Genomic DNA, 24809 nt, shown 5'->3' with positions numbered 1-24809 from the left:
CAGTATGCTGCGCCCATTTAACTCCGGTGCCAATCTTCCCCTCCTCGGCCTGTACAGGGATTAAGGGAGGGGAAAGTGGTAACGCTATCCTCTTACTTCAATTCAGGCCAGTAGTCCTTGTTCGCCTCAATCAAGTCATCAAGTATTGCTTTGGCAACTGATGCGCTAGGCACGGTTTTCGACAGCGTAATGGCTTGCCACAGTTTCTGATAAGAACGCTGTTCCCAGGCATCGACCACCAGTTTTTCTACCGCCACCTGCTGGCTCATCAGCCCTTTCTGGAATTGCGGGATATTGCCAACCACCAGCGGTTGCGGGCCACTTTTGCCAACCAGGCAGGGGATCTCGACCATGGCTTGCGGATCGAAGTTATTAATAGCGCCGTTGTTTGGCACAATCAACAGCATGCGCTCCTGGGTGTTGAAGGCGATGGCAGTTGCCAGATCGACGATGTAGGAGGCATGCTCGTCGATTTCCAACTCGCCTGCCGAGGATTTCCCCGCCTGGATAATGGCATTGCAGGAGCCGAAAACGTGCTTCTCGCGGTGATCCATGACCTCGTTAGCGCGGGTACGCTCCGGGTTGGAATGCTCTACTACGTAGTCCGGGAACAGATAGTATTTCAGGTAGGTATTGGGGAAGGTTTCTGGATCCAACGCCCAGACATCTTTCGCTTTGGCAAAGGTGTCATTCCAACTAGCCTCTGTACCATGTTCATCTGATGGCGGAACGTAGCCAAATTTAGCCACGTATTCGCGGATTTTAGGCATCAAGTCGTTGCCCTGAAGATCCTCAATAGACGTCCACCAGCCGAAGTGGTTCAGCCCGTAGTAACGCACGCGCATCTCTTTGCGGTCTTTCAAACCAGCAATTTGCGCCATGCGGCTTTCAATGCCGATGGGCATATCGCAGATGTTGAGGATTTTCGCCGTTGGGCGCAGACGACGGGTTGCTTCTGCCACAATCGCCGCCGGGTTGGAATAGTTCAGCATCCAGGCGTTTGGCGAGTATTGCTCCATGTAGTCGGCAATTTCCAGCACGCCGCCGATGGAGCGCATGCCGTAAGCAATTCCACCTGGCCCGCAGGTTTCCTGGCCAAGCACGCCGTGGCGCAGAGGGATTTTTTCGTCTTTTTCACGCATCGGGTATTTGCCCACGCGGATGTGTGCCATCACGAAATCCACATCGGTAAATGCCTCTTTGGGGTCGGTGGTGTAGCTGAATTCGATGTCTGGCGCCTGCTCTTTCAGGATAATTTTGCACGCTTCGGCAATGGTTTCCTGGCGCGCACCATCGTTATCATAGAATTTCAAGGCGCGCAGCGGGAAACGATGCTGATTTGCCAGTAACATCAGTACGATACCAGGAGTGAAGGTGCTGCCACCGCCAGCTACAACTACAGAGAATTTATTCATGATACTGCCTCCGTCATGGATTTAAGTTCGCTCAAAGAAGCGTCTTTCATCAGGTTTTCGATCTGGTCGCGGACCTGCGGGACGTTCAGCCCCACAATCACCTGTATACCGTTGCCGCGTCGCACCACACCGTGGGCGCCCAGCGCTTTAAAAATGTCGTCGCTTTGCGTCAGCGACATATCCACCAGGGTAATGCGCAGGCGGGTCGCACAGTTGTTAACGCTCAGGATGTTGCTTGCTCCGCCAAGTGCTTCGAGAAAACCGGCAGCCTGGCCTTGTTTGGTTTCTTTCGCTGCCGCTGCCGTAGTTTGCTGGCGGGATGCTTGATAATCCGCCTTGCTGTAGAGCTTGATTTCAGCCTCTTCGCGGCCCGGCGTTTTCAGATTGAAACGGAGAATCAAGGTGCGGAACACCAGGAAGTAGATAGCGGTAAAGGCAAGTCCAATGCCAATCTGAATAAACATCATTGATGCGTGGTTGTGGAACATCGGGATCCAGTTTTGCGGCAGGAACTGGTCAAGCAGACCGCCGCCCATATTGCCCACCACGCCGCACATATACATGACCGTCGCCATGGTAGCGGCCAGAAATGCGTGGACGACAAACAGTACCGGCGAGATAAACAGGAAGGTAAATTCCAGTGGTTCGGTAATACCGACCAGCATCGCCGTTAACGTGGCGGGGATCAGCAGGCCTGCCACCTTCACTCGATTTTCAGGTGCCGTGGTGGCGTAGAGAGCCAGCGCAATCCCCAGGCAGCCAAACACCTTCGAGTTACCGTGCAGCGCAAAGCCACCTTCTGGGAACAGCGTTTTCAGCGGCAGCGTGCTCTGACTGAACTCCTGCAAATGCTGCGCCCAATAAACCTGAATGCCTCCTTCCACGACTGCCGGACCATAAATAAATGGGCCGTAGATAAAGTGATGAAGCCCCGTCGGGATCAGGATGCGCTCAAGGAAGGTGTAAACCCACACGCCGAGCGAGCCAGCGCTGCGCAGGAATTCCTGCAGTGATTCAATTCCCATCTGTACTTTTGGCCAGCCGAACAGGGTTAGCCACGCGCAAGGGATCATGACAAAGAAGGCAACAATGACCACGAATGAACTGCCTTGGAAAATACCGAGGAAAACGGGGAGTTGTTTATCGAAATAGCGGTTATGGATAGCGGTGACCAATCCGGAAATCACAATCGCACCGATAATACTGGTATCGAGCGTTTTGATGCCGGCAATCATCGTGAGCCCGGTTCCCGCCACCGGGTCGACGTTAAAATCAACGCCAAAGTACTGACCCCAGGTCATTCCCATTGCGTTAATGAAGTAGTTCCAGGTCATGAAACTGACTAGTACGGCCAGGCAGGCGCGGCCCTGAGCCTGTTTTGCCAGGCCAATCGGTAAACCCACGGCGAAAATCAGTGGCATATTACGAAATACCGTCCAGCCGCCTTCTTCAATAATGTGGACGATTTGCGCAAATAAGTTATCGGGTGCAGTGAGCGCTTCACCGACAAACATCGGGTTACGCAGCATAATGGCGATACCGACCACAATCCCGGCAAACGGGAACAGCAGGACCGGGGTAAACATTGCGCCACCAAAACGTTGTATTTGACTGAGCATTTTAAATCCTCATGTAACAACCTGTAGGGGAAGTGACCTTATTCTTTAACGCGGGTCTGAGAAGCAGAGTAGGGAGTACCTGAGGGGTTATCTTTGTCCGTCGCACCGATTCGTGATCGCATTCATGGTTTTTGTTTGCACCAAGTTGTCTACTTTTCGTCATAAAACTGTACACGACGATTTCGCTTGGAATTTTCACTTGATGAGGGTGTTTGCAACCTCAATAAAAACAGCCTATTAATTTATAGGGTGTGGATTATTTAAGCGCGGCGCGAAACTCCAGAGAGGTCTATCAGTGATCTACAAATCCATAGCCGACAGGCTACGCATTCGGCTCAATTCCGCCGATTATCATATTGGCAGCCCATTGCCTGCGGAGGTTCGCCTGGCGGAAGAGTTTGGCGTCTCCCGCATGACCCTTCGCAAGGCGATAGATCTGCTGGTGGGGTGGGGATTGGTGGAGCGCCGCCACGGTAGCGGCACGTATGTCGCGAAGAAAGATGTGCATCATGAAACCACCAACCTGACCGGATTTATCGAGGTAATGCGTAATCAGGGTAAGGAGGTGGTAAGCGACGTGCTGGAGTTTACTATTATGCCTGCACCACCCGCTATCGCCAGCCAGCTGCGCATTAAGATTGATGAGCGGATCTACTACTCGCGCCGGGTTCGTTCGGTCGACGGCAAGCCACTGATGGTAGAAGACAGCTATATGCCAGCGAAGCTCTATCGCAATTTGTCCGTTGCCCACCTGGAGGGGTCAAAATTCAGCTATATCGAAGATGAATGCCACATCATCGTGCGCGGCAATTATGAGAGCCTCACGCCTGTACTGGCCGATAAAAAGATGGCGAAGCTGCTGAATGTCGATGAGCTGACACCTATTTTGCGCATCACCTCGCTGTCATACAGCGACAGCGGCGATTTCGTGAATTACTCGGTGATGTTCAGAAATGCCAGCGAGTACCAGGTGGATTACCATTTACGGCGGGAGCATGTGAAAGTATAGGGCGAACTGCTAAGACAACGTTGGAAAGCAAAAAGCCCGCTTAGTTTCCTAAGCGGGCTTCTCTAAATATGGCTCCTCTGACTGGACTCGAACCAGTGACATACGGATTAACAGTCCGCCGTTCTACCGACTGAACTACAGAGGAATCGTGTGAACGAGGCGAATAATAGCGAGGCGTATTGGGTTTGTCAAAGCACTAAAGTGAGGGAAAAGTGCGTTTGCTGCCAGATTGAGCATATTGGCTCGTTTTTCGGCACTTTGCTTTGGTGAACAACGCGAAAAAATGCGGATCCCTAGGGATGACAACGATTAACGGGTTCAACATACAGCTAAACGGGCGCAGTATGCAGCCCCCACAAAGTGAGCTAGCTGCCCATTTCGCCATTCCGCTGTAATGACAAAATGTTAAGTAGTACCGCCATAAAGCGATCCCACTAAAATACTCCTCACCGAATATAAATTAATCAGGAGGGGTCTTAACACCGTTGGGATGGGGCCACTAGTGAAAACCCAAAATATCTGCTTATTTTTTTACCAAACTGTGATCGAGATTGTTTTTTTATTTTTCAGCTGCCGGATGCTTGGTTTTTTCAAAAAAGTTGATTTAAATCAAAATGGTAAGTCGATGTAATTGGCGATAAGTGATTTTTTTTAAGATTTTTCTATGTTACTCTGGCGGGCATTCTATGCTGATAGCAGTAATGGGGCCCTCGCAGATCTTGTCAATGCTTGCTTTATTACTCTATGCTACGCCAAGCCATTTTTATAGCGGTAAACTACGCCGTTCCTTTGTTTCCCGGAGTTTTTTAGTAATGAAAAAAACAATCGCCATAGCTGCATTGTGTGTGTTGCTGGCAGGGTGCCAGACTGCGAAAACCAAACCTGCCACCGCCGCCGGTGTCCCTGCGCCAACCCCAGTTACACCTAGCGCTACCGTTACGCAGCCAGCTCAGCCGATGGCTTCTGTCGGTACCGATGACATCATGTATCCCTGCATGAAAGAGCTGAATGCTCTGCAACAGGTTAGCCCGCGGTTGTATCAAACCCGCAGCGTAGAATTGAACGATATTGTGGCGCAGGCCAAGCTTTACATGCGCATTCGTGACAATGTCAGCACCGACATCCATCAAATCATGGATGCCGCCTATCAGTTCCGCATTGCCAAAACCTGTAACCGTATCAGCACCGACCTGACCAATGCCTTGATCGAGCGTGTGACTGGCGCCTAACGCGCATACCCCGTATTCAGATATTCCGGGAATACATGGTGTTGTACCAGAAACGCTCTCTTAGGGAGCGTTTCTGTTTTCTGCTCATCCAAAATGCCCTCCAGTTGCACCAGCAAGGTGCGCCAGCAAATTCTCCTCGTTCTTTTCTCACGCTCGTTGCCCGCTAAAACCAGTGAGCCTCCTCATTTTTACGGCTGAGAGCGCCAGCAAATCTGCCCTATTTTTGTATGCGCCGTCACAATGGCTAGATTTTTGCTTGGATAAACGCGGGTAAATCGGTTGCGCTCTCGCGCAAATTATTTTCCCCGACTACACATAAAGTGACTGCTCCACGTCATTACCCGTCGTCCTGCAACTGCCGCCGTTATTGGCCGCAATTTGCAACTGGCCGGGTCTACGGTCTTTCGCTAAAACAGTGCTGAGGAATGCAAAATGTCATTGAGATTGCTAAAAACCCCGCTTGCTGCTCTGCTTATTGGTTGTTTTAGTACGGCTTTTTCTGCACATGCCGATATCGTGATTGGCGTCGCCGGGCCATTCTCCGGCCCAAATGCCACCTATGGGGATCAATACTGGCGTGGGGCCTCGCAGGCTGCCGCAGACATCAATGCGGCCGGGGGAATTAAAGGGGAAAAAATCAAGCTGGTGCAAGGCGATGATGCTTGTGAACCTAAGCAAGCCGTCTCGGTAGCTAACCGGTTGGTCGATCAGGATCACGTCGCTGCGGTGGTGGGGCATTTCTGCTCGTCTTCCACCATGCCCGCTTCGGAGGTGTATGACGAAGCTGGGATTATTGCCATCACTCCCGGCTCCACCAACCCGAAAATCACCGAACGTGGCATGAATAACATGTTCCGCATGTGCGGCCGCGACGATCAGCAAGGGGTCATCGCCACCAATTACATGCTGGATACCCTGAAGGCGAAAAAGATTGCCGTCATCCATGATAAGGACACTTACGGCCAGGGGCTGGCAGATGCCGCCAAGGCAGAAATGAACAAACGTGGCGTGAAGGAAGTGATGTACGAAGGGCTGTCGCGCGGTGAGAAAGACTTTAACGCCCTGGTGACCAAAATCGCCTCGGTTAATCCAGACGTGGTGTACTTCGGCGGCTGCCATCCAGAGGCGGGTCCGCTGGTGCGCCAGATGCGTGAGCAAGGGGTGAAAGCCAAATTCTTCTCCGGCGACTGTATTGTTACCGAGGAACTGGTGACGGCGGCCGGTGGGCCACAGTACACCACTGGCGTGCTGATGACCTTCGGTAACGATCCGCGTCAGATCCCTGAAGGGAAAGCGGTGATTGCCAAGTTCCGCGAGAGTGGATTTGAGCCAGAAGGGTACACGCTGTACTCCTACGCATCGATTCAGGCCATCGCTGCAGCGTTCAATGCCACCGGTGGTAAAGACAGTGCCAAGGCCAGCGAGTGGTTGAAATCTCACGATGTGGATACCGTGATGGGGAAAAAAGCCTGGGATAAAAAAGGTGACCTGAAGGTATCAGACTACGTGGTCTACCAATGGGATGACAAAGGCAAATATCACCAGCTCTGATGTAAAGATCAACGGATCCGTGCGTATGGCGGATCCGTTCCTTAACCCCCTTTGGGCCGCGTGGTGCTGAACTTGCGGCTCGCCCATCAGGTGAGATTGCTTATTATGGATGTATTCTTCCTGCAACAGCTGATTAACGGCCTGACCCTTGGCGCGGTGTATGGCCTGATCGCCATCGGCTACACCATGGTGTACGGCATTATTGGCATGATCAACTTCGCCCACGGCGAGGTGTATATGATTTCTGCCTATCTGTGTGCGATTGGCCTGGCGCTGCTCTCCTTCTTTGGTCTCCACTCTTTCCCGCTGTTGATCCTGGGCACCCTGGTTTTCACCATCGTGGTCACCGGCGTTTATGGTTGGGTGATTGAACGTATCGCTTATAAACCGCTGCGTAACTCCACGCGTCTGGCTCCGCTGATTTCTGCCATCGGTATGTCGCTGATCTTGCAGAACTACGCGCAAATTAGTCAGGGGCCTCGCCAGCAGGGGATCCCCACGCTGCTGGACGGCGTTTTTCGGCTCAATTTTGATGGCGGTGTGATCCAGATTACCTACACCAAGGTATTTATTCTGGTCGCCGCACTATTGGGTATGGCGGTGCTTACCTACGTGATCCAACGCACGCGCCTGGGGCGTATCTGCCGGGCTACCCAACAGGATCGCAAGATGGCATCGATACTCGGTATCAATACCGATCGGGTGATCTCGCTGGTGTTTGTGATTGGCGCGGCGATGGCCGGGCTGGCCGGGGTGCTGGTCACCATGAACTACGGCACCTTCGATTTTTACGTGGGCTTTATTATCGGCGTCAAAGCCTTCACCGCAGCGGTGCTGGGGGGCATTGGCTCATTGCCCGGCGCGATGCTCGGAGGCTTGCTGCTTGGCGTGGCAGAGGCACAGTTCGCCGGTATGGTGAACTCGGATTACAAGGATGTGTTTTCATTCGGTCTGCTGGTGGTGATCCTGATTTTCCGCCCTCAGGGTCTGCTGGGGCGGCCAATGGTCGCTAAGGTGTGAGGGAAACTATGTCTCAATCCACAGTTCATCAAGGGCTGAGTATTAAACGCAGCCTGTTGGATGCCGTTCTCGCGGGCCTGATCGCGCTGATTGTGTTTGGCCCGATCGTCGGCATCGTGCTGGACGGCTACAGTTTCAACTTTGAGCCCCGTCGCCTGGTGGTGATTATTGCGGTAGTCATGGTGGGGCGCTTGTTACTCAGCCTGTTTTTGCAAACGCCGCTGGGGCGCAAGGTGTCGGCGCGTTTTGAAGGGGGCAATGACGGTGTTTATGTTCGGCCAGTCGGAGCCAGAACGAGCCTGCGTTGGATCCTGCCTCTGCTGGCGGTGTTGGTATTGCTGTTCCCGTTTATGGCGACCAAATACCTGCTGACCGTGGCGATCCTCGGCCTGATTTATGTGTTGTTAGGGCTGGGATTGAACATTGTGGTGGGGCTGGCCGGGCTGCTCGATCTGGGTTACGTGGCGTTTTATGCCATTGGTGCCTACGGCTTGGCGTTGGGCTATCAGTATTTGGGCCTGGGCTTTTGGGCGATGTTGCCGCTGGGAGCGCTAATGGCGGCGCTGGCCGGGGCATTGCTGGGGTTCCCGGTGCTGCGTATGCACGGTGACTATCTGGCGATAGTGACGCTGGGCTTTGGTGAAATCATTCGCCTGGTGCTGAATAACTGGGTGTCGTTAACCGGTGGGCCAAACGGCGTTTCGGTTCCTGCTCCGACCCTGTTCGGCCTGGAGTTCGGCCGCCGAGCCAAGGAAGGGGGAATACCGATCCACGAGTTCCTCGGTATTACCTATAACCCCAACCTGAAGTTTATCTTCATCTATGTGGTGTTGTGTCTGGTGGTGTTGCTGGTGCTGTTCGTCAAACACCGGCTGACGCGGATGCCGATAGGGCGGGCATGGGAAGCGTTACGGGAGGATGAAATCGCTTGCCGTTCTCTCGGGCTTAATCATGTGCTGGTCAAACTCTCGGCGTTTATGATGGGAGCTTCCACCGCGGGTATCGCCGGGGTGTTCTTTGCTACCTATCAAGGGTTCGTCAATCCAACGTCGTTTACCTTCTTTGAATCGGCGCTGATCCTGGCGATCGTGGTGCTCGGGGGAATGGGATCGACTATCGGCGTCGTGCTGGCAGCCTTTGTGCTGACGGTGGCCCCGGAACTGCTGCGCAGCTTTGCCGAATATCGAGTGTTGCTGTTTGGCGTACTGATGGTGTTGATGATGATCTGGCGGCCACGCGGCCTGGTGCGTATCAGCCGTAGCAGCTTTACGCCACGCAAGGGGGTAGCACCATGAGCGATGCCATTTTGCGCGTTGAACATTTGATGATGCATTTCGGTGGCATCAAAGCGCTGAACGATGTAAATCTCGAGGTGGAGCGTGGGTCGATCACAGCGTTGATCGGCCCGAACGGCGCGGGGAAAACCACGGTGTTCAACTGCCTGACGGGTTTTTACCGTGCCAGCGGCGGGGCGATCCTGCTCAATACTCACAAACGGCCCATTGATGTGATCCGTATCCTCGGCCAGAAATTCCGTGCAGGGGACTGGATTAACCCCGTGCAACTGGGTTCCCGCCTGTACTACAAAATGTTTGGTGGTACACATCTGGTGAACCGTGCCGGGCTGGCCCGCACCTTCCAGAATATCCGTCTGTTCCGTGAGATGTCGGTGGTGGAGAACCTGCTGGTGGCGCAACACCGTTTGAGTAACCGCAACCTGATTGCAGGCGTGCTCAATACGCCTGCCTATCGCCGGGCAGAAAATGAAGCGCTGGACCGCGCATTTTACTGGCTGGAGGTGGTCGAGTTGGTGGACTGTGCCAACCGGCTGGCGGGGGAGATGTCCTACGGCCAGCAGCGGCGGCTGGAGATCGCCCGCGCGATGTGCACCACCCCAGAAATGATCTGCCTGGACGAACCCGCCGCCGGGTTGAACCCGGTGGAAACCGCGACCCTGAGCCGGATCATCCGCTTTCTGCGCCAGCATCATGATATTACGGTGCTGCTGATCGAACATGATATGGGAATGGTGATGGAGATTTCTGACCGGGTGATCGTGCTGGATCACGGTAATGTGATCGCCGAGGGAACACCGCAGGAGATCCAACACAATGACAGCGTGATCGCCGCCTATCTGGGCGCAGACGAAGAGGAGCTGGCGGGATGAGCGAGGTGATGCTGGAATTTCGCGAGGTAGATGTCCATTACGGCCCGATCCAGGCGCTGCAACAGGTGTCATTGCAGGTCAGGCAAGGGGAAACCGTAGCGTTGATCGGGGCCAACGGGGCGGGGAAATCCACCTTGCTGATGTCAATCTTTGGCCAACCTCGCATCAGCGGTGGACAGATCCTGTTTCAGGGGACGGATATCAGCCAGCGGTCGACGCATTTTGTGGCCAGTAGCGGCATTGCCCAGGCCCCGGAAGGGCGGCGGATTTTCCCTGACATGAGCGTGGAAGAAAATCTGCTGATGGGCACGATTACCCTCGGCAACCATCATGCTGCTGAAGATATGCAGCGTATGTATGAGCTGTTTCCACGTCTGAAAGAGCGGCGTAACCAGCGGGCGATGACCATGTCCGGCGGTGAACAGCAAATGCTGGCGATAGCCCGTGCGCTGATGAGCCGGCCAAAGCTGCTGTTGCTGGATGAGCCTAGCCTGGGGCTGGCACCGATCATCGTCAAACAGATCTTCAGCATTCTGCGTGAACTGGCCAACGGCGGCATGACAATTTTCCTGGTGGAGCAAAACGCCAACCATGCGCTGAAGCTGTCCGATCGGGGCTACGTGATGGTCAATGGGCAAATCCGCCTGAGCGGCAGCGGTGCAGAACTGCTGAGCAATCAGGAGGTGAGGAAGGCTTATCTGGGAGGCGCATAAAGGTAACCGCCCCGATGAGGGGCACATTGAACATCCTCGATCGTAGGGGCGTCACATACGGCGCTCCTACTGTTGAAAAAAACAGCGCTACAAAAACGTGATCTAGGTCGCATTCTGGTTATGGGTTAGTTAAAATGGCACCACTGCCAGCCCCTGTTCCGGAACACCTTACAATGGATGAAATCAGCACTTCCCGCTCGACCGCCTGGATGCGCGTGGTCGTCTTGGCCATTTCGGCATTTATCTTTAATACCACCGAATTTATCCCAGTCGGGTTATTGAGTGATATTGCCCAAAGCTTTGGGATGCAAACCGAGCAGGTGGGGCTGATCATCACGATTTATGCCTGGATCGTTGCCACGATGTCGCTGGTCTGTATGTTGCTGACCAGCAAGATCGAACGGCGTAAATTGCTGATCTGGGTGTTTGTCCTGTTTATTGCCAGCCATGTGCTCACTGCGGTGGCGTGGAACTTCACCACGCTGGTGATCTCGCGCGCCGGTGTGGCATTGGCACACTCGGTGTTCTGGTCGATCACTGCGTCATTGGCCATTCGGGTGGCTCCGGCGGGCAAGAAGGCACAGGCGCTGAGCATGTTGGCGGGGGGAACCGCGCTGGCGATGGTGTTGGGATTACCGTTAGGCCGAGTGGTGGGGCAATTGCTCGGCTGGCGTATGACGTTTATTGGCATTGCCGTGTGCGCCACCCTGGCGTTGGTGATGCTATGGCGCTTGCTGCCAGTGTTAAAAAGCGAGCATTCTGGTTCACTGGCCAGCGTTCCCCTGCTGTTCAAACGCCCGGAGCTGGTCAGCCTGTATATGTTGACCATCATCGTGGTGACGGCGCACTTTACTGCCTACAGCTACATCGAGCCCTTTATCCAGACCGTGGCTGGGTTATCCGCCAACTTTACCACCTTGATGTTGTTGCTGTTCGGCGCTGCGGGTATTGTTGGCAGCCTGCTGTTCAGCCGCTATAGCGAACGCTTCCCGTCGGGTTTCTTTATGGGCGCAATTGGCCTGCTGGCCCTCAGCCTGTTATTGCTGTTGCCCGCCTCCGGTAATGAAACGACTCTGACGTTGCTGTGTGTGATCTGGGGCATGGCCATCATGGCGATTGGTCTTTCCATGCAGGCGAAGGTGCTCAGTCTGGCACCGGATGCGACCGATGTCTCGATGGCGATCTTCTCCGGTTTGTATAACTTTGGGATCGGCGGCGGGGCGTTGCTGGGCAACCAGGTCAGCCTGCATCTGGGAATGCCAAACATTGGCTTCGTCGGCGCGCCGTTGGCACTGATCGCCCTCGGCTGGTGTGTATTGAGTTTCTACCGCAGTGAACGTTTGCAGCACCATCGGGCTTGATAGCTCTGGCAAACACCTTGTAGATACGCTGCATGCTGACAAACTTCAACCGGTTCTGAACGTAGGGGCGCTGCATGCTGCGCCCGTTCATATAACCAATGGTTAACTTTGGACGAGCAATCACCAGGCTAATAATCCTCGGCTTTATCTGTTCGGTTATTCGCGATATACTCCCGCGCTAACCCTAACTCTCTTTCGGTACGAATAACCCTTTCCCAATAGTTACGTTGCCAGATAGGTCGCTGTAACTGGCGAGTCACAGCGGCTTTAAAACTGCGAATAATCGTTGCTACGGTAGCGCTAGTCTCCATATGAATATGCAATAACGCATGCATATGGTTAGGCATCACGACAAAATGGTCTAACCCAACAGCAGCAAAGTGCTGAGGTATTTGCAGCCAGCATTTTTCCGCGATAAGCCCGTGGTTATTGAGCTGCATGATTGAATTATTTATTGTGCCGAAAAGGCATTGGCGCTGGTGGGTGCATATCGTTACAAAATAGAATCCCACCGAAGCATAGTCGTAGTTGCGTAAGCGAACGCTTTCTCTTGAACGGTCATGTGTCATTTTTCCTCCTGGTTTTGGTTATTTCATCTGAGGGTGTTTGGTACAAATAGGCCAAATGTTTATTTTTGCGAGGTGTTTGGCAGGATAAAGAAGGGCGCAGCATGCAGCGCCCCTACGGTTGGACATGGTGTTGTGTGGGTATTCCCTCCCTAGATGCTCACCGCACAGCCTGGTTATAGGTTTGCACCTATAAATCTGTCGCGGATAGGTTTGAACGCTGTAGCTTGCCAGGCGACGGGTATATATTGTTTGCCTATCGTTGGTAATAGCAGCGTCTGAATTTTGCGCCATCTTATTAGGAGTTTGATTATGTCCAGCACTCATCTGTCAGGTACCTTTACGCTCGGCACGCATACCGTCAAGCGGCTCGGCTATGGCGCCATGCAGCTCGCCGGGCCTGGGGTTTTCGGTCCGCCGAAGGAGCCTGAAACGGCCATCGCGGTTCTGCGTGAAGTGGTTGCCAACGGGGTCAACCATATCGATACCAGCGATTTTTATGGCCCGCATTACACCAATCAAATTATTCGCCAGGCACTGCATCCTTATGCCGACGATCTGGTCATTGTCACCAAGATCGGCGCTCGCCGCGATGAGCAAGGCGCATGGTTGCCTGCATTTTCTCCGGCGGAGCTGACCCAGGCCGTGCATGACAACCTGCGTAATCTGGGGTTGGATGTGCTTGATGTGGTCAATCTGCGCTGCATGTTTGATGCACATGGCCCGGCAGAGGGGTCGATTGAAGAGCCACTCTCCGTGCTAGCCGAGCTACAACAGCAGGGGCTGGTCCGCCATATAGGGCTGAGTAATGTCACCTCGGCTCAGGTTGCGCAAGGGCAGAAGATTTGTGAGATTGTCTGCGTACAGAATAATTACAACCTGGCACACCGGGATGACGACGCACTGATCGACGAACTGGCTGGCAAGGGCATTGCCTATGTGCCGTTCTTCCCGCTGGGTGGATTCACGCCGTTGCAGTCTACGACGTTGTCGGAAGTTGCGCAGCAGGTGGGAGCCTCGCCTATGCAAGTGGCACTTGCCTGGTTGCTGCAGCGTTCACCAAACATTCTGCTGATCCCAGGGACATCTTCCCTAGCCCATCTGAAAGAGAATCTTGCCGTAGCCCAGCTCAAACTGCCGAGCGATGCTGTTGCGAAGTTGAATGCGATGTAAGGCAACCCGGCAACCATAACCTCTGCGGGAGCTCTGGGTTCCCGCTAAAAATACATCTTCCCAGCATTCTCAGCCCTCTGCGTATCAACGCCAGTCCTGTTTTCTTTAATGTATTAACAAAATCCATTCTCGTCAGGAAAGACACAAATGTTGTCTTAAATGTGTCCATTTCATCAGATGATTGTTAATATGTTAACGAATAATCACCAAGACTCACACCCACAACCGCTGAGGCGTTATTGATGATAGAGGAGCCGCTATGCCACCTGCCTTTACTAACCGGCCGCCACGTTGGTTGATCCCGCTACTGGGATCGCTGGTGGCTTTTGGCCCGCTGTCGATTGATATGTATCTACCTGCGTTACCCGCTATGGGGCAGCAACTGCATGCCACACAGGGGCAAATGCAGCACTCATTGGGGGCATTCTTTGCCGGTTTTTGCATCGGCATGTTGCTGTACGGGCCGCTTAGCGATCGGCTAGGCAGGCGAAAGCTGTTGCTTAGCGGCATGCTGTTGTTTGTGATTGCCAGCGTGCTATGCACGCAGGTCACCCAGATTGAGCAATTGGTGGTACTGCGGGCGCTACAGGCATTTGGCAGCGGGGCCGCCGTGGTGATGGCGCGGGCTATCGCCAGAGATGTTTATACCTCAGATGAACTGCCCCGAGTATTATCGCTAATGACGCTGGTTACCATGATTGCACCGCTGCTGGCCCCGCTGTTGGGCGGTGCTTTGCTGACGGTCTTCGACTGGCAAGCCATCTTCATGCTGTTGGCGGTGGTGGGTTGTATCAGCGGGTTATTGGTGTTCTGGGTACTGCCGGAGACGTTAAAAACCCCGCCAGGGCAGTCAGGCAGCATCCTGAAGGCGTTTCATAACTATTGCCTGTTGGTCCGTGACAGAGAAGCAATGGGCATTATTGCTACCCTGGCGTTTTCCTTCGCGGGCATGTTTGCCTTTATCAGCGGTTCTCCCTTTGTCTACATCAGCTACTTCCAGGTGCCCGCTCAGTATTACGGGCTGCTGTTTGGCTGCAACGTCATTGGCATGATCGCCGTGCTGCTGCTGAACGTGCGGATGCTGAAGGTTTACAGCCTGCCGCGCCTGTTGATGATACAAAGCAGCGCCCAGGTGTTGTTTGGGTTATTGCTACTGGTGTTCCATCAGCAGAGCCTCTCTATCCTGGTGATTCTGGTGGTGTTGTTTATGTCGCTGGTGAATGCTATTGGCACCAACAGCCTGTCGCTCCTGTTGCAACAACGTGGCCAACAGGCTGGGAGTGCCAGCGCGCTCGCTATCTCATTGCAGTTTGGCATGGGGGCGTTGGCAAGCCTGGCTGTTTCCTGGTTGCAGGATGACACGCCGTTTGCCATGACGTTGGTGATGGCTGTCTGCGCGGCGCTAGGTTGGGTAGGGCAGAGAATGTCTGTGGCGCGTATTGGTTCACGGCTGCATGAATAGGTAGGATGTGGTGGTGAGGTTTTCATGCGCATTGCCGTTGCCGACAATGCGCATGAGGTTTACCGATTTAAATCACTGACTATTGGCAATAATACCGCGCAACAGCTTCTTCAAAATGCCCACTTCGTCTGCCGTGAAGGCGGACAGGACCTGTTCTTGCTGTTTGGCGGCAATATCTCTCAGCACGCTGGCCTGGCGTTCGCCAGCCTCGGTCAAGTGATGGCCATTCTCGGTGCTGGATACCAAGCCTTTACGGTACAACGCTTCCTGCGCCTCTTCGATTTCTCTGGTTGGCATCGCCATTTCTGCCAGCAGGCAGGCCTTATCAAGGCAGGCGTCGCTGTCTAATACCAACAGCATTCTGGCCTCGCTGGCCCGCAACCCGGTGGAGAGCTGCTTGGGCTGGTAGCTACTTTGATAGCTGCGCAGCGCCTGGGTGAGCAAGTAGAAGACGTTGTTATTCAAGCGTTCCTGCCTGGCGCTGCCTACTGCATTCTGTGCAACGCGCTCCGCCACCTGCGGATAAGGCAGCACCATGGAATAGGATCCTTGGTGATACACCAGCGGTGCGCGGCCCAGGTCGTCAAACGCCACCACTTTACCAATCAGGATCCAATGGTCACCGCCGTCAACTTGCTGATATTTCTCACACTGAAAGCGTGCGGCACAGTCGGTAAGCAAAGGTACGTCACCCGCGCCGACCTCCACCTCAATCCCGGCAAATTTATCCTCGCTGGGGCGGGCGAAACGATTGGAGATATCCATCTGATCGGCGGCCAGCACGTTAATGGCGAAGTGGCTGGCTTGTTCAAAGATCGCGTAGCTGCCGGAGCGTTTATCAATGCTCCACAATACCAACGGCGGATCCAGTGATACCGAGTTAAAGCTATTGGCCGTGACTCCCACGCGGGTGCCATCTGCGGTTGCTGCCGTCACTACCGTCACGCCGGTGGCGAAGTTGCCCAGCGCACGCCGGAATGCGCGGGGATCCAGAGCAGGTTCTGTGTGATGTGTCATTAAATAGGTTCTCCTGCTCGTTATACCATCGTCGGATCGGGTTCTAACCCCATCAACTCGCGGCCTAATATCTGTGCACAGACATCGTAATCGGTATAGGCGTGTGCCCCAGTCATGTGCGAGTCGCGGAACAGGCGCTGGATCTCATTGCTTTCCATCCAACTGGTTGCCCCTGCAGCGCTGAACAAGCGATCGACCGATTCGATACACATTTTGACCGCGTAGGCCTGGTTGGTACGCCAGAACGTCAAAGTCTCGTGGGAAGGATATTGGTGCTTTCGGCCGTGTTCGGCATGTTCTTGCCAGGTTTTTTCCAAAAAGGCGCGGGCGGCAGCAACCTGATGGGTGGACTCCGCCAGACGCATCAGCGCCGGGGTAGCCGTCCCCACGCTGGCTCCGGTATAGGCTCGCACGCGGTTTTGGGTTTTTTCTTTAAAGGCGACTAGCATACGCTCGGCAACGCCAAGGCTGATGGCGGCAAAACCGCAGGCGAAATAGGGGCGATAGGGCGAGTAGAAAATATTACTGTCTGGGTAAAGGCCGAAACCCGCAGAGCGCCCGTGCATCATATCCTGAGCGGCCTCAATGCGGTGGTTCGGCACGAAGGCATTTTTTATCACCAGCGTTTTGGAACCGCTGCCGCGCATGCCAACCGCAAACCAGTCATCACGAATTTCGTAATCGCTACGTGGGATCACGCCAAAGCTGTAGAGCAACTCACCGTCGGCGTTTTTGCGGCGAAAGCCGACAATCGCCCATTCGGCATGGTCACAACCGCTGCTCCAGCCCATCTCACCGCTCAGATAAACACCGCCTTCGGCTTCCTCAATGCGGCCAAACGGGGCAATACTGCTGCTGGCGGTGGCGTCTGGATTATCTCCCCAGATCTCTTGTTGTAGTTTGGGAGAAAACATCGCTATCTGATGGCTGTGGGTGCATAACAAACTGAAAGCCCAGGCGGTTCCGCCACAGGCTCCGGCCAGCGCGGCGACACAGTCGGTGAATTCTGGCAGGGAGATTTCCAGGCCACCGAATTTTTTCGGTTGGAACACCCGGTGCATACCTATGCTTTTTAACAAACGGATATTCTCATCCGGTACTTTTCGTTCGCTTTCCGCCTGTGCGGCGTTGGCAGCGATAAGTGGCAGAATGGGCAGTAATTTTTCCAGCATCGGGTTGCTAGTTTTCATCAGTTGGTTCCCTCGGTAGGGGTGGGCGTGGGATGAGTATGGGGGAAGGGTATTTTAATGGAATGTAACATTCAGGTAAAAAATTGTACTTTTCATGTTAAATGTTGAGGGTGTGATCTGGAGGCGGGTTTGTGTAGAGCCGGCTTGGTGATGCATTTGTTTGCGAAAGCGGGTGATACTATCCCAGAGCCTCGAGCTGTTTTAATTATGACCTGGCCCCTCAAGTTATGGGATACCTCTAGTCAGACAATTTTGCTCCTAAAGATGATATATGCAATGCCTCCGGTGAGAACGGTAATAATCATCAGAGGCCACAGACTTTCCCAGACAATGTTGATGCTGGCATCTTTCAGATATATTTGCTTGGTGATATTCACAAAATGGCGCATGGGGTTGAGCATGGTCAGGTGTTGCAACCACTGGGGCATATTCTCGACAGGGGAAATAGCACCTGATAGCAAAATTGCTGGCATCACCATTCCAAAGGTGCCGATAAATGCTTGTTGTTGGGTCTGGCACAGTGATGAGATAAATAACCCGAAACCAACCAGTGAAAGGCCGTAAATCAGCATAGAAAAATAAAACAGCCACAGTGAACCACTGAAGGGGATCGAAAACAAAAAAATACCGATCAGCAAGACCAACGTTGCCTGAAAGAACGCGACACACACTGCTGGTACTGCCTCTCCGATAAAAAGCTGCCAGGTAGTTATGGGCGACACCAGCAACTGATCCAGGGTACCCTGTTCACGTTCGCGGGCAACCGAAAGGGCGGTGACCATTAAGACCCCTATGGTAGCAATCATAGCGATCAGAGAGGGTATGATCATCCATTTAAAATCCAGGCTCGGATTGTACCAATTACGTATGATTAACTCGCTGTTGTTAGGTTTTTCATAACCATAATCAGCAAGTATTTCGTTCTGATACTGCAAAATGATCGACTGAGCATAGTTGGCGGCGATCCTTGCGCTGTTTGAGCTACGGCCATCAAGCAACAATTGAATCGACGCCGTATTGCCGTTGATAATATTCTGGGAAAAATCGACGGGAAAACGAATCAGTAGCAACGCTCGTTGGTTATCTATCGTCGTTTTGATCTCTTGCGGATTATGCAACAGGATGGTACGAGAGAACGAATCCGCCATAGCCAGGCGCTGGATCAACTCCATTGATTGTAGACCATTATCCTCGTTATAAATGGCGAGTGTGGCGTTTTTTACCTCCAGCGTAGCGGCATAGGGAAAAAGCAGAGCCTGTAAAATAACGGGGACGATTAGGACGGCACGAGTATCTGCATCGCTAAAAAGGGCCTGCATTTCTTTAGCGATCAATGTCCATAAACGAGACAGCATAGAGGCTCCTTAATCTAGTCGTCGTAGGGTTTTATTGGCGGTCAACCAGAGCAGTATGGTTGCTGAAGAGACTAGAAATAACAGGTTAGTAACCAGTACGACGCCGATATTTCCTGCCAGAAACAGGGTTTGCATTGCGCTGACGAAGAAGCGGGCGGGAATGATATACGTTACAGCCCTAACTAACACAGGCATGCTGTCAATTGGGAAAATAAAGCCGGAAAGCATCACGGCAGGCAAAAAGGCGGCGTTCATTGAAATCAATGCGGCGTTGAACTGAAGGCGCGTCACTGTTGAAATCAGCATTCCCAGTCCGAGTGAGCTGAGCATGAATAGACTGCTGGTGAGCAGCAACAGTAGATATGAACCGCGGAAAGGGATGCCGAGGATCAGGGTTGAGGTCAGCATACAAAGCCCCATCACGCTCAGACCCAATAGGTAATAGGGTATCAGTTTGGACAACAGAAACTCCGCCGGTGTGATTTGGGTAGAAAGCAATGCTTCCATTGTGCCGCGTTCCCATTCGCGAGCAATGACCAGCGAAGTCAGAATTGCACCAATTACGGTCATGATGATGGTGATCGCGCCAGGCACGATGAAATACTGACTGTTCGCGGCTGGGTTATACCAGTAGCGTATTTTAGGCTCAATCAGCGGCCGATCATTGCGGCCCTGGTCGTTACTTTGCTGCAACTGCCAGATTTGCCAGATGCTCTGAACATAACCTTGAACGAAGTTGGCCGTGTTGGGATCGCTACCGTCGGTGATCACTTGCAGTGGCGCCCGCTCGTCCGGATGTGCCAGACGTTTGGAGAGATCCGCAGGAATAACCACCATGCCGCTGATATGACCGGCTTGCATCATTTCAGTCAACTCAGGTCGGCTGATGCTGAGGAAAGGAGTGATATAGGGCGTACTGGTAAAGGCCTGGATGAGATCGTTGGCGTCCTTGCTTCGCTGCTCAACCAGTATGCCAAGCTTCAGCCGATTGGAGTCTAGATTGATACCATAACTGAAAATGGCTAACAGCATTAGTGGGATAACGACTGCGACCAAGCCAGTGCTGGGGTCACGCAGGATTTGTCGTATCTCTTTGATGCACAGCGCGTGCAGGCGTCTCCAGGAAAAACGATCGCTGTCCATTATGCTTCCTCTGCATCATAATTTTTGATCAATGCGATAAACGTTTGTTCCATCGTCGGATCGGGGTTTTGCGCATTGGCAATCTGGTGTTTAAGCTCGTCTGGGGTGCCAATAGCGATAATTTTTCCGCGGTAAACTAATGCAATGCGGTCACAATACTCTGCTTCTTCCATAAAGTGCGTCGTCACCATTACCGTAACGCCTTTATCCACCATTCCATTGATATGTAGCCAGAATTCCCGGCGAGTAATGGGATCAACGCCAGAGGTGGGTTCATCAAGAAACAGAATGTCTGGTTGATGCATAAGGGCGCAGGCCAAGGCCAGACGCTGTTTATATCCCAGGGAAAGGGAATCTGTTTTTTGGCCCATCAGGGAATGCAGGTTGAAGGCGGCGATCATTTCAGTCATTTTGTCGTGCTGCTTTTTGCCACGCAGACCATAAATGCCGGAAAAAAATCGCAGGTTCTGCGCGACCGTCAGGTTGCTGTACAGCGCAAATTTTTGTGCCATGTATCCCAGGCGTTGGCGTGTATTGCTGGCGTTTTTTTTCAAATCTTCACCCAGAACCAGAGCTTGGCCGGAACTGGGAACCTGTAACCCGCACATCATCTTAAACGTTGTGGATTTTCCCGCGCCGTTGGGACCAAGCAAGCCGAATATTTCACCACGCTGTACTTTGAAACTGACACGGTCATTGGCGAAAAAATCGCCATATCTTTTGGTTAATTCCCGGGCTTCAATAACCGTTTCATCTGGACTTGCCTCAATGGCTGACAGGACCTCTGTCAGAACTGACTTACTGTTCTGATTACCGCCAAGCAGATCAATGAAAGCGTCTTCAAAACGGGGGGCTGTATCCGTTATCTTCGCGCAGGACAGATTGAGATTGTGTCGCAGTTGCTGGCGATCGACTCCTGCTTGCAAAGCCAGACGTAAAAATTTCCCCTGGATGACGCCGTCACTAACTTCTGGCAGGACAATTGCTCGCTGTAATAGTGCGCGATGGCTGATTTCCGATGTCTCAATTTGCACGGTACGCCCTGTCATGCTCTGTGTCAGTGTTTGTGGTACGCCGTTGAATAAAATCTTACCCTCGTTTATCAACAGGATATTGCTGCATCGCTCAGCCTCATCCAGGTAGGAGGTACTCCATAAGATCAACATTCCGTCGTCGGCGAGCTCATGCACCATCTGCCACAGTTCACTACGTGAAATGGGGTCGACACCTACACTGGGTTCGTCGAGCAACAAAACCTGGGGTTGGCCGAGTAACGTACAAGCCAGCCCCAGTTTTTGCTTCATACCACCGGAAAGCTTACCGGTCATGCGGTTGGTAAAATGCGTCAAATCGGTAAACGTCAATAGGCGACTGAAGGCTTGTCTACGCTGTTCCCCTCTTATGCCGCGCAGCTCTGCGTATAGCGTCAGATTTTCGATGACCGTCAAGTCTTCATACAGACCGAACCTCTGCGGCATATAGCCCAGAATGGTATGTAGATGGCGAGATTGCGTGCAGGGATCCAACCCCGCCACCCGAACTTTCCCTCCGGTTGGTGTCATCAGGCCAGCGAGCATGCGGATCAGGGTGGTTTTTCCTGCACCATCAGGGCCGATAAGACCCGTTACTGCACCACTGTGCAATACGGCGGTCAAACCATTGACCGCGGGTTGCTCGCGAGTTGGGAAATGTTTTTGCAGCGACTCCATCTCAATAACGAGTGTTGGTTTTATCATTGTTATTCTGCCCTTGGCCTGAGCTACTTTACGTCGTCGGTAAAATGCAGGGTGACGGGCATTCCCTGTCGCAATGAGCTATCGGGATCGGTAACGACAATGCGCAGGCGATAAATCAGATCGGTACGCAGATCGGGGGTTTCCACATTCTTGGGCGTAAATTCGGCAGTAGAGGAGATAAAGCCAACTTTACCGTGGTAGTAGTTGTGCGGACGGCTGTCAGTGGATATTTTCATCTTCGTGCCTGGTGCTACCTTGCCGAGACTCGCTTCACTAACATAGGCTCGAATCCACACGGGCTCTGTCAGTGACAGCGTAAATACCGTGCGGTTTGCGTTGAGTATGGTGCCAGGTTCTACGGCACGAGTTAACACTACACCGATGGAAGGGGCATATAAGGTGGTATCCAAAAAGTCGCGTAGCGCCTGTGATTCGGTTGCCTGGTAATACAAAACGTTAGCTTTAGCCTCTTCAATCTGTTGTGGGCGGCTGCCTTTCTGAAATATCGTGAGTTGTTCTTTTGCAACCTGCAGCGCGGCCAATGCCTGGTCGCGGATGGAACGGGCCTCCTCCAGTTGGTTTTCTGGAATGGCTTTCAACTTCCATAATTTCAGTTGCCGCTGTAAAACGCTATTGGCGTAGTTGTAAGCAGCAAGACGTTGGGCTACCTCGGAATGCCCCTGACCTATCTCTTCATCACGATAACCTGCCTCCAGCAGAGACAACCTGGCTTTGGCGCTAGCTACATTCGCACGTGTCAACGTCAACGCATCAAGGTAACTTCCAGAGTCTAACTGGCCGAGTATCTGCCCCTCTTTGACGATGTCACCTTCATCCACATTAAGCGAGGCAAGTCGACCTGATACCCGGAATCCGACATTAACCGATCGGGTATCGACATTGCCATAAAGCGTCAGCGGTTTCTCCTGTTGCTGCTGAGATTGATAGCCATAATATGCGGTAATACAAAAAATAATTACTATGGCAATAGTTTTAATCCTATTTTTGCTCATCTTGCTGGTCGCGCCTCCATTTTTATGATTTAAAGTTATCCGGTTTTTATGGGGCATAGGGTGTGGGTGTCAGGAGTGATATTTTTAGACTTGCATTAATTCAATTTAATTTAAAGAGTGATTGTTCTGAGTTTATACGTTTAACGATTAAAAATAAATCGGATGTATCTCGGTTTAATAATGGACTACTCTTTTTTTTGTGTTCAGTACAATTTATTTTCTAATGTTGTAGTACATTGATGTTGAAAAAAAAATCGGTTAGCTGTTCTGGCTCTATTTGTGAAGGATACGGGAAATGGAATTACAGGAATCACAGAATGAGGGGGGGGCGTCGTTAAATGAACAATTGAATCAGCGTTTAGCGCAGTTGATTGCGAGTCAACTGAACACGCCTGTGAACAGAATCAGTGAAAAGGAACCGTTGACGCGTTACGGGGTCAATTCTTCTCTTGCCTTACAGCTTGCGTGCTTGCTGGGAGGTTTTTTTGAAGGGATTGGCTCCACCTTCTTTTTTAAAAATAGAAATATACAGGCAATAACGGATCATCTTTTGGTGAACCAACGGAAGGCCGTGATCGCTTGGCTGAGCGATTTTCCACAAGGGAAGTGCACAACGAAAACGATCTTGTCATCTTCCGGAACAGCCCGAGAGAAAAATAAAGAAGACAGTTTGCGGGACATGACAAAACGTTATCTGAGAGAGTTGATAGGCCGTACATTGAGGCTATCACCCAAGGCGTTGAAAGATCATTCACCATTCAATGAATTTGGTTTTAGTTCCCTTGCTGTAGTGTCTATTACACAGGAGCTTGAAGATATTTTTGACGAATTACCAGTAACATTGTTTTTCGAACATTATACCATCGAAAGCGTAACGGATTATCTTCTGGATCATTATTCTCCTGAGTTGGTCGAACATTTTGGCGTGTCAAATGCTGATAAAGCGGCACCGAATATGTGCGCAGAAATATTGGCAAAAAGCGAACACCGCTATGACCCGTCCAGCCTTTTTGTATCGCCATCTTCGCAGCCTACGTCCGTCTTTGATATTGCCATCATCGGCCTGGATGGGCGTTACCCTAACGCGGAGAACATCACTGAGTTCTGGCAAAACCTGGTGGGGAATGTCGACTGTATTACGGAAATTCCGCCAGAGCGCTGGGACTGGCGTGATTATTTTTCCCCAGAAAAAGGCGTTCAGGGCAAAATTTACGGAAAATGGGGCGGATTTGTCCGCGACGTAGACTGTTTCGACCCGCTGTTTTTCAACCTTTCGCCGTATCAGGCTGAACAGATGGATCCCGCAGAGCGTCTGTTCATGCAGTCTGCCTATGGGGCGTTGGAAGATGCCGGATATACCCGCGACACACTGGATCCAGCGCGAAGGGTGGGCGTATTCGCGGGTACGACAGTTGAAGAGTATCAGCCCTATGGACTGGGCAGTAATCTGGGTCTGTTTATGAGTAACAGTGCCTCGATTACCAACCGGGTTTCTTACTTCTGCAACTTCAATGGGCCAAGCTTGACGCTTAACACCATGTGTTCTTCGTCGCTGTCGGCGATTCATCTGGCTTGCCAGAGCCTGATGTTGGGGGAGTGCGCGGCGGCGATTGCCGGCGCCGTTAACCTGTCGATTCACCCCAATAAATATGCCTACCTGGCACACAAACAGTTCTTGTCCAGCCATGGTCGCTGCATGGCTTTCGCCGCGCAGGGGGACGGGTATGTTCCCAGCGAAGGTGTAGGTAGCCTGGTGCTAAAGCCGCTGGCACGTGCGGTGGCGGATGGCGATAACATTTATGGCGTTATCAAAGGTAGCGCCTTGAACCACGGTGGTAAAACCAACGGTTACAGCGTACCTGGCCCACAGTCACAGGCTGAGGTGATTGAACAGGCGCAGCGCTGCTCGGGGGTTGATGTCAGAAACATCAGCTACGTAGAAGGTAAGCGTCGCTGGAACCCCACCTGTTATTGCGTTCGCGATGTTGCCATGATCTTGTTCCCGATCATCAACACGGAGCAAACCCATGAGGAACATCCGCACGCCCGAAGAATGGCACGCCCTTTTTG

The 24809-nt window shown here is 52.5% G+C and carries 20 protein-coding genes and 1 tRNA gene; 11 read left to right on the top strand and 10 right to left on the bottom strand.

From position 1 onward, the window contains the following. Positions 1–92: 92 nt before the first annotated feature. Both ACMV5I_RS20355 and ACMV5I_RS20350 read right to left on the bottom strand, forming a co-directional pair. Entirely contained in the window at positions 93–1415 is a 1323-nt protein-coding gene (locus tag ACMV5I_RS20355; RefSeq protein ID WP_368444646.1) for a 6-phospho-alpha-glucosidase, read from the bottom strand. Beyond that, a complete protein-coding gene (locus tag ACMV5I_RS20350; protein WP_414825160.1) occupies positions 1412–3034 on the bottom strand; it encodes an alpha-glucoside-specific PTS transporter subunit IIBC in 1623 nt (540 codons plus the stop codon). The genes ACMV5I_RS20355 and ACMV5I_RS20350 overlap by 4 nt, the downstream gene beginning before the upstream one ends. Positions 3035–3329: 295 nt before the next feature. Here ACMV5I_RS20350 and ACMV5I_RS20345 point away from each other — a divergent pair, with 295 nt between their 5' ends. Continuing rightward, positions 3330–4043, top strand: a complete 714-nt coding sequence (locus tag ACMV5I_RS20345) for a GntR family transcriptional regulator (RefSeq protein WP_414825159.1) — start codon at positions 3330–3332, stop codon at positions 4041–4043. Between the two features lie 69 nt (positions 4044–4112). On the opposite strand, the gene ACMV5I_RS20340 is transcribed toward ACMV5I_RS20345, so the two are convergent. Continuing rightward, positions 4113–4188 (bottom strand) — tRNA-Asn (locus ACMV5I_RS20340). A 667-nt stretch (positions 4189–4855) separates the two neighbouring features. Between ACMV5I_RS20340 and ACMV5I_RS20335 the strand changes: the two genes are divergently transcribed. The 7 genes from ACMV5I_RS20335 to ACMV5I_RS20305 all read left to right on the top strand — a co-directional run bounded on the left by ACMV5I_RS20335 (position 4856) and on the right by ACMV5I_RS20305 (position 12084). Then, entirely contained in the window at positions 4856–5272 is a 417-nt protein-coding gene (locus ACMV5I_RS20335) for a hypothetical protein (RefSeq protein WP_024485160.1), read from the top strand. Positions 5273–5704: 432 nt separating this feature from the next. After that, positions 5705–6823, top strand: a complete 1119-nt coding sequence (locus ACMV5I_RS20330; RefSeq protein WP_098930542.1) for a branched-chain amino acid ABC transporter substrate-binding protein — start codon at positions 5705–5707, stop codon at positions 6821–6823. A 105-nt stretch (positions 6824–6928) separates the two neighbouring features. Continuing rightward, entirely contained in the window at positions 6929–7843 is a 915-nt protein-coding gene (locus tag ACMV5I_RS20325; RefSeq protein ID WP_021180268.1) for an ABC transporter permease subunit, read from the top strand. Between the two features lie 8 nt (positions 7844–7851). Beyond that, positions 7852–9138, top strand: a complete 1287-nt coding sequence (livM, locus tag ACMV5I_RS20320; protein WP_414825158.1) for a high-affinity branched-chain amino acid ABC transporter permease LivM — start codon at positions 7852–7854, stop codon at positions 9136–9138. Further along, positions 9135–10010, top strand: coding sequence for an ABC transporter ATP-binding protein (locus ACMV5I_RS20315; protein WP_414825157.1), 876 nt, complete (start codon positions 9135–9137; stop codon positions 10008–10010). Before livM ends, ACMV5I_RS20315 begins: the two co-directional genes overlap by 4 nt. Further along, positions 10007–10723: an ABC transporter ATP-binding protein gene (locus ACMV5I_RS20310; protein ID WP_121607268.1), complete on the top strand. Its 717-nt coding sequence runs from the start codon at positions 10007–10009 to the stop codon at positions 10721–10723. Before ACMV5I_RS20315 ends, ACMV5I_RS20310 begins: the two co-directional genes overlap by 4 nt. Before the next feature lie 173 nt (positions 10724–10896). Next, complete coding sequence (locus ACMV5I_RS20305; protein ID WP_121607267.1) at positions 10897–12084, top strand: sugar transporter; 1188 nt, start codon at positions 10897–10899, stop codon at positions 12082–12084. 128 nt (positions 12085–12212) lie between these two features. On the opposite strand, the gene ACMV5I_RS20300 is transcribed toward ACMV5I_RS20305, so the two are convergent. Then, positions 12213–12653 carry a transposase gene (locus ACMV5I_RS20300; RefSeq protein ID WP_414825156.1) on the bottom strand — a complete coding sequence of 147 codons (441 nt, stop codon included), beginning with the start codon at positions 12651–12653 and terminating at the stop codon, positions 12213–12215. A gap of 309 nt (positions 12654–12962) precedes the next feature. Here ACMV5I_RS20300 and ACMV5I_RS20295 point away from each other — a divergent pair, with 309 nt between their 5' ends. After that, a complete protein-coding gene (locus ACMV5I_RS20295) occupies positions 12963–13823 on the top strand; it encodes an aldo/keto reductase family oxidoreductase (protein WP_414825155.1) in 861 nt (286 codons plus the stop codon). Positions 13824–14082: 259 nt separating this feature from the next. After that, a complete protein-coding gene (locus tag ACMV5I_RS20290; RefSeq protein ID WP_121607264.1) occupies positions 14083–15285 on the top strand; it encodes a Bcr/CflA family multidrug efflux MFS transporter in 1203 nt (400 codons plus the stop codon). 72 nt (positions 15286–15357) lie between these two features. Here the strand turns inward: ACMV5I_RS20290 and ACMV5I_RS20285 are convergent, their stop codons facing one another. From ACMV5I_RS20285 to hlyD, 6 genes are all read right to left on the bottom strand, one after another. Continuing rightward, the gene (locus ACMV5I_RS20285) at positions 15358–16302 is read right to left on the bottom strand and encodes a p-hydroxyphenylacetate 3-hydroxylase reductase component (protein WP_065683277.1); all 945 of its coding nucleotides are present in this window, start codon (positions 16300–16302) and stop codon (positions 15358–15360) included. A gap of 20 nt (positions 16303–16322) precedes the next feature. Beyond that, complete coding sequence (locus ACMV5I_RS20280) at positions 16323–17492, bottom strand: p-hydroxyphenylacetate 3-hydroxylase oxygenase component (RefSeq protein ID WP_121607263.1); 1170 nt, start codon at positions 17490–17492, stop codon at positions 16323–16325. Positions 17493–17734: 242 nt separating this feature from the next. After that, a complete protein-coding gene (locus ACMV5I_RS20275; protein ID WP_121607262.1) occupies positions 17735–18847 on the bottom strand; it encodes an ABC transporter permease in 1113 nt (370 codons plus the stop codon). Between the two features lie 9 nt (positions 18848–18856). Then, positions 18857–19990, bottom strand: coding sequence for an ABC transporter permease (locus ACMV5I_RS20270; RefSeq protein WP_121607261.1), 1134 nt, complete (start codon positions 19988–19990; stop codon positions 18857–18859). Next, entirely contained in the window at positions 19990–21726 is a 1737-nt protein-coding gene (locus ACMV5I_RS20265; protein WP_414825154.1) for an ATP-binding cassette domain-containing protein, read from the bottom strand. The genes ACMV5I_RS20270 and ACMV5I_RS20265 overlap by 1 nt, the downstream gene beginning before the upstream one ends. Positions 21727–21749: 23 nt before the next feature. Beyond that, a complete protein-coding gene (hlyD, locus tag ACMV5I_RS20260; protein WP_414825153.1) occupies positions 21750–22739 on the bottom strand; it encodes a secretion protein HlyD in 990 nt (329 codons plus the stop codon). A 295-nt stretch (positions 22740–23034) separates the two neighbouring features. Between hlyD and ACMV5I_RS20255 the strand changes: the two genes are divergently transcribed. Next, on the top strand, positions 23035–24809 hold a 1775-nt coding region (locus ACMV5I_RS20255), incomplete at its 3' end, for a beta-ketoacyl synthase N-terminal-like domain-containing protein (RefSeq protein ID WP_414825152.1).

The sequence above is a fragment of the Serratia sp. T13T92 genome (assembly GCF_047530105.1).
In the GTDB taxonomy this organism is placed as follows: Bacteria; Pseudomonadota; Gammaproteobacteria; order Enterobacterales; family Enterobacteriaceae; genus Chania; species Chania fonticola.
Note: the sequence above shows the minus strand (reverse complement) of the source record. Positions and strands in the feature narration are given on the sequence as shown.

What these genes read in the sequence shown, in the direction of transcription:
- ACMV5I_RS20355 (WP_368444646.1), bottom strand. Translation starts at nt 1,415, where the DNA reads ATGAATAAATTCTCTGTAGTTGTAGCTGGCGGTGGCAGCACCTTCACT.
- ACMV5I_RS20350 (WP_414825160.1), bottom strand. Translation starts at nt 3,034, where the DNA reads ATGCTCAGTCAAATACAACGTTTTGGTGGCGCAATGTTTACCCCGGTC.
- ACMV5I_RS20335 (WP_024485160.1), top strand. Translation starts at nt 4,856, where the DNA reads ATGAAAAAAACAATCGCCATAGCTGCATTGTGTGTGTTGCTGGCAGGG.
- ACMV5I_RS20330 (WP_098930542.1), top strand. Translation starts at nt 5,705, where the DNA reads ATGTCATTGAGATTGCTAAAAACCCCGCTTGCTGCTCTGCTTATTGGT.
- ACMV5I_RS20325 (WP_021180268.1), top strand. Translation starts at nt 6,929, where the DNA reads ATGGATGTATTCTTCCTGCAACAGCTGATTAACGGCCTGACCCTTGGC.
- livM (WP_414825158.1), top strand. Translation starts at nt 7,852, where the DNA reads ATGTCTCAATCCACAGTTCATCAAGGGCTGAGTATTAAACGCAGCCTG.
- ACMV5I_RS20315 (WP_414825157.1), top strand. Translation starts at nt 9,135, where the DNA reads ATGAGCGATGCCATTTTGCGCGTTGAACATTTGATGATGCATTTCGGT.
- ACMV5I_RS20310 (WP_121607268.1), top strand. Translation starts at nt 10,007, where the DNA reads ATGAGCGAGGTGATGCTGGAATTTCGCGAGGTAGATGTCCATTACGGC.
- ACMV5I_RS20305 (WP_121607267.1), top strand. Translation starts at nt 10,897, where the DNA reads ATGGATGAAATCAGCACTTCCCGCTCGACCGCCTGGATGCGCGTGGTC.
- ACMV5I_RS20300 (WP_414825156.1), bottom strand. Translation starts at nt 12,653, where the DNA reads ATGACACATGACCGTTCAAGAGAAAGCGTTCGCTTACGCAACTACGAC.
- ACMV5I_RS20295 (WP_414825155.1), top strand. Translation starts at nt 12,963, where the DNA reads ATGTCCAGCACTCATCTGTCAGGTACCTTTACGCTCGGCACGCATACC.
- ACMV5I_RS20290 (WP_121607264.1), top strand. Translation starts at nt 14,083, where the DNA reads ATGCCACCTGCCTTTACTAACCGGCCGCCACGTTGGTTGATCCCGCTA.
- ACMV5I_RS20285 (WP_065683277.1), bottom strand. Translation starts at nt 16,302, where the DNA reads ATGACACATCACACAGAACCTGCTCTGGATCCCCGCGCATTCCGGCGT.
- ACMV5I_RS20280 (WP_121607263.1), bottom strand. Translation starts at nt 17,492, where the DNA reads ATGAAAACTAGCAACCCGATGCTGGAAAAATTACTGCCCATTCTGCCA.
- ACMV5I_RS20275 (WP_121607262.1), bottom strand. Translation starts at nt 18,847, where the DNA reads ATGCTGTCTCGTTTATGGACATTGATCGCTAAAGAAATGCAGGCCCTT.
- ACMV5I_RS20270 (WP_121607261.1), bottom strand. Translation starts at nt 19,990, where the DNA reads ATGGACAGCGATCGTTTTTCCTGGAGACGCCTGCACGCGCTGTGCATC.
- ACMV5I_RS20265 (WP_414825154.1), bottom strand. Translation starts at nt 21,726, where the DNA reads ATGATAAAACCAACACTCGTTATTGAGATGGAGTCGCTGCAAAAACAT.
- hlyD (WP_414825153.1), bottom strand. Translation starts at nt 22,739, where the DNA reads ATGAGCAAAAATAGGATTAAAACTATTGCCATAGTAATTATTTTTTGT.